3 protein-coding genes and 3 pseudogenes are annotated in these 3,971 nt (G+C 59.8%); 3 read left to right on the top strand and 3 right to left on the bottom strand.

What is annotated here, in order from left to right:
- Positions 1-408, bottom strand: a 408-nt coding sequence (locus EOA86_RS25550) for an ABC transporter substrate-binding protein (RefSeq protein ID WP_245497370.1), incomplete at its 3' end; no start/stop codon positions are given.
- 306 nt (positions 409-714) lie between these two features.
- Between EOA86_RS25550 and EOA86_RS40630 the strand changes: the two are divergent.
- Both EOA86_RS40630 and EOA86_RS40625 read left to right on the top strand, forming a co-directional pair.
- Positions 715-1,518 (top strand): annotated as a pseudogene (locus tag EOA86_RS40630) (transposase); the annotation flags it as partial.
- A gap of 99 nt (positions 1,519-1,617) precedes the next feature.
- Positions 1,618-1,802, top strand: a pseudogene (locus tag EOA86_RS40625) (IS21 family transposase); the annotation flags it as partial.
- Positions 1,803-2,094: 292 nt separating this feature from the next.
- Here EOA86_RS40625 and ehuB read toward each other — a convergent pair.
- Positions 2,095-2,997, bottom strand: a complete 903-nt coding sequence (ehuB, locus tag EOA86_RS25540) for an ectoine/hydroxyectoine ABC transporter substrate-binding protein EhuB (protein ID WP_329608753.1) — start codon at positions 2,995-2,997, stop codon at positions 2,095-2,097.
- A gap of 153 nt (positions 2,998-3,150) precedes the next feature.
- Complete coding sequence (locus EOA86_RS40620) at positions 3,151-3,345, bottom strand: hypothetical protein (RefSeq protein ID WP_236473029.1); 195 nt, start codon at positions 3,343-3,345, stop codon at positions 3,151-3,153.
- 474 nt (positions 3,346-3,819) lie between these two features.
- On the opposite strand from EOA86_RS40620, the pseudogene EOA86_RS25530 reads away from it, so the two are divergent.
- Positions 3,820-3,971: pseudogene (locus EOA86_RS25530) on the top strand (ATP-binding protein); the annotation flags it as partial.

Below are 3,971 nucleotides of genomic sequence, written 5' to 3'. Positions count from 1 at the left end.
GTTCAGTTCGTCCGGCTTACCTATAGAGTTGCGCAGGTAGTTGTAGGTGAACGCGGCGTCTCTGGCCGTGGCCGGCTTGCCGTCCGACCACTTCATGCCGGGCCAAATCTTGAAGGTCCAAGTGAGGTTGTCGTCGGCAACAGACCACGATTTGGCAAAACCCTTTCGATCGTCATGTCGCTGGGCGTCCACGCCAACCAGCCAGTCATAGGTAAACGCCAGCGGCCAAAAGTTGCTCCAGGACGCAAACGGATTCAACGTATCGGGGGCAACGATTGCGCCCATGCGCACGATGTGATCATCGCACGATGATCCGGCGAACGCCGTTGAGTTCAGAACCCAAGGCGCCGCTGATCCTACAAGCATTGCTTTCACGACTACACGTCGACTGAATGGCCACTCATTCATTTTTTGTTCCCTTCGCGTTTTTCGTTATCACCGCACACCCGCTCGAGCGGTATGCCGTCCGCCGGCTTGTGAGTGTACTTAGCTCGATCTGGGTGGTTTGCGCGAATTTTCTTCTTTTAGCGCAGCAAAGCGGCGTTTTTTCGCTCTTTATGCAGAATCCGAACACCTCATCGGTGCCGTAGCCTTTGAGTAGAGACCGGGCATCGGTCTTCTTTGGAGTGATACCTTTTCTGCTGAACTGCCCCCATTTCGATCGGACACCCGACATAAGCAGAAAGGCTCAACCACAAGCTTGATGACAGGCTTATGTCCGAGGACTATGAGCGCATCGAGGTGATCACCGGCGTCCCGCGCCGTCGGCATTGGTCTGGTCACGGAAGCAAAGCTGCGGATCATCGAGGAGAGTTTTGAGCCGGGCGAGACGGTGTCGTCCGTTGCCCGGCATGGTGTGGAGCCAATCTTCTCTACCGCTGGCGCCGTCTGTGAGCGAGAGAGGCGCGGCAGCAGTGAGTTCGGTTGAACCGTCGTCGGCAGTTCAGAGTTTGGCGTCTCGAGGAGCGGTGCGCGAGCTGGAACCCCCTGCTCGGCCGCAAGACCAGGGAGAACGAGATCCTCCGGGAAGCGCTCGCCAAATCCCAGGCAAAAAACCGACCTTGCGGCCGCTCTCGCTTCCGAAGGGAGGCTTGCGGTGAAGCGGATCGCCGAGGTGCTCGGGGTGTCACGCTCCAACTTCCTTGTCAGGCGCAGCGGAAGACCAGGCCGCGTGGCGCCTATCGCAAGGCCGACGACGAGGGCTTTGCTGCCGCTCATCCACCGCTTCGTCGACGAGCGGCCTACCATGGCTTACCGGCGCATCCCCGTACTGGTGAACCGGGCACTGACGCAACAAGGACTGCCCATCGTCAACCGCAAGCGGGGGCATCGGATCATGCGGCAGTCGGCCTTGCTTCTGGAGCCTCACACCGGCCGCCGCGAAGGTCGCATTTCACGATGGCAAGGTGATGTCATGCGCTCAAACGCTGGTGCTCCGATGGCCTGGAGTTCGCCTGCTGGAACGGCGAGATCATCCGCATGGCCTTCATCATCGATGCGTTCGACCGGGAGATCATCTATGTGAACGGGCCTTTGATTACGGGTGATCGACAATGCGGTTGGCAGTGCGGTCACGGGGTCATGCCGTAAAGTTTACGCCGCTGGCATTTCGTCTTTATGGAGGGCAACGGCCGTCGCGAGGCGGCCCTTGTTTTCGGGCTGAGCCGCGAGACGGTTTTGAGATGCGCCGGTTCTCGCTGGCCCCGGGTTGTACGCGCACGAAGCCGGTCATAAAGCCGCAGCTTGGTGCGCTGCTGATAGTGATCCATGCGATCACGGAAGCGTACCGAACTGGCCCGGTGTAGCGCTTAGACTTGTAGGTGTAGAGGGAGCGATCGACCTGCAAGGCCTCTTACGCCTTGCGAACTGATCCCTTCCATGGCTCCCACAGCACCTCCCGCACAAATTGGCAGGCACCTCACTGGAAAAACACATTCAATGCGGCACTGAGCGGCATCAGCTTCCAGGACCAGAAGGGGCGAAAGGCGCAGAGTTCAACCATCTCGCCCGATGTCGAGCTGACCGCAAGAATCTTCGCCGAACGATCGCTGGGCGCTCTCCCCGGCTAGGGCGCCGGGGAGGCGCAGCCTTGCTTCAGCCCTTGCAGAGTTCGGCGGCAGTGAGGCCGCTGTCGGGCAGGGTAGTCTTTGTGTAGCCATACTTGCCAACCGACTCCATCATTTCGTTGGAGCCGATATAGTCTTTCAACACTGCGTTGAAGGCGTCCACTGCCGCCTGCTGGTCGAGTGGGAAAGCAAGGGCGGCGTAGCCGGGGATTCCCGGCACAACAATCTGCGGCGGTGTGTAAGGATCGGGTACCTCGAGGCTGTCATCCTTTTCGGCGGCCAACTGCATTGTATAATAGCCGCCGGAACCGACATCCGCGCGGCCGGTCTTCACCGCCTGCAGCACTTCCGCCAAGCCAGCTACTTGCACGATCTTGTCTTCGGCGATACCGACTTTTTGCGCGACAGCGACCGAAGCCCATCCGGCGCCGGTGACGAAGATCAAGCCCTTGTCGCGTACGTCTTCGAAAGAGTGCACTTCCTTCGGATTGCCCTTCTGCACGAGTAGCGCACCCGGGTCCTTATCGATCGGGTTAGTAAACAGCACGTTACGGCAGCGGTCCGGCAGGATGGACATGCCGCCCGTGATTATGTCGAAGCGACCCGCCTGCAAGCCGGGAATGAGCGAGCCCCATTCGGCTACGACCGGCTCGACCTTAGTGGTGCCTAGTTTCTTGAGGATGTCCAGAGTCATAGCATTAACATAGCCGAGCGGTTCGTTGTTTTTGCCGGGATATGCCCAGGGTATTTCGTTGGAGAAGCCGATCCGGATCGTTTCTCCATTCTTGATTTTGTCGAGCAACGACTCTGCGGCGGATGCCCCGACCGTGAAGCTGACCGCCATCGCCGCTAAACCGAATGCGACCATTCCCTTCAGAGTTGCACGCTTCGACGGATTGCTTTTGCTCGCGCCGTGGTTCCAATCATGCATCTTGTAATTCTCCCATTTTATTTATTGGTTTTCGGCTTCGCCCCACCAACATCGGGGACCTGTCGGATGACTGCCTCGAAAACGTAGCAGCATGCAAACGTGCCTTTTGAGCGAATGAGCTGCCGCTAATGCAGTGAATCGGCGTTTCTGTCGTCACATTCGCCGCCGAAAGACGGCATCGAGTACGATGACCTCATGCAGCTGACCCGACGTCTCATGGCGCAGATGCAAGAAGACTTCGGCACCAAGATCGACTGGGTCGCGGCTGATCATTTCAACACCGGGCATCCGCACAGCCACGTCATTGTCCGTGGCAAGGACGACCGCGACGAGAATGTCGTCACGCACGCGAATATATCTCGTCTGGGATCCGTGGGCGGGCCGCCGAGCTGGTCAGCCTCGACTCGGTCCACGCACCGACCACGAGATCGAGCATCGCCTGTGCCGGGAAATGGAAGCAGGAACGCTTCACCAGCATAGATCGGCAGCTGCTGCGCGATGATCACGGGATTGTTTCGACTGACGGCCGCCAGGCGTTTCGCCAGACGCTGCATCAGGGCCGCTGCGCAAGCTCGAGCGCATGGGTCTGTCTGGCCGCGGAGATCCGCGCGGGTCGCCGCTGACGCCTCGACGACGACCTCGAAGCCACGCTGCGTCGTATCGGCGAACGCGGCGACATCATCAAGACCATGCACCGCGAACTGACCGGCAAGGGGCTCGCCCGCGCGGCGCTAAACTGGGGAGAATTCAAACGGCACTTCCGGGGAGTATTGAGCCGGCATCGACACGGGCTCGCCGGCTCGATCGTGGATCACCAGTCGGCCCGGCGGCGGCTACCTGATCTTCCAGCTCGTCCATGCCCGCTACGAGAAGGGCGCCATGATCATCACCTCCAACCGCGGCTTCGCCGAATGGGGCGAGGTCTTCCGAGACCCCGCCGTAGCAACCGCACTTCTCGATCGCCTGCTCCACCA

The organism is Mesorhizobium sp. M5C.F.Ca.IN.020.32.2.1 (genome assembly GCF_004023105.1).
Classification (GTDB): domain Bacteria; phylum Pseudomonadota; class Alphaproteobacteria; order Rhizobiales; family Rhizobiaceae; genus Mesorhizobium; species Mesorhizobium wenxiniae.
The sequence above is the reverse complement of the archived record's forward strand: the minus strand, read 5'-3'. Positions and strand labels throughout refer to the sequence as shown.

Bases quoted from the DNA above. Each gene is read 5' to 3' on its own strand.
- ehuB (WP_329608753.1), bottom strand. From the start codon at position 2,997: ATGCATGATTGGAACCACGGCGCGAGCAAAAGCAATCCGTCGAAGCGT.